The sequence below is a fragment of the Vibrio anguillarum genome, assembly GCF_001989995.2.
GTDB classification, from domain to species: Bacteria; Pseudomonadota; Gammaproteobacteria; order Enterobacterales; family Vibrionaceae; genus Vibrio; species Vibrio anguillarum.
In genome coordinates, this window is sequence record NZ_JAHGUP010000136.1 from 1 (window position 1) to 326 (window position 326).

The following is a 326-nucleotide window of genomic DNA, read 5'->3' on the forward strand; positions in this document are numbered from 1 at the left end:
ACTTTAAATGGAATAAAGGACGTTGTTCGTCCGTTGGGTTGGAAGCTAGACCAAACCAATTCACATTTAAGCGATATGGTCAATAATATGGGTATGATGGCGGGTGGTTTGCGTGACCAATCCATTGCTAATACTGCTGATATTGTTTCGGCTATTAAATCTAGTGGTGGTACTGGCGGCGGTGATAGCTCCTCCGTTGTCGAAGCTCTTAATGCTCAAACTGGTGAGATTAAAGGAAGCCTAGACGCTCTATCTCATGTGCTCTCTACTGGCTCTTATGTTAGTCGTGAGTTCAAAGGAAAAGTCGATTTTGATACTGTTGGCCT

General features: G+C 43.6%; 1 pseudogene. It reads left to right on the plus strand.

The annotated features are described in order from the left end of the window. Window positions 1-326 (plus strand): annotated as a pseudogene (locus PL85_RS17665) (hypothetical protein); the annotation flags it as partial.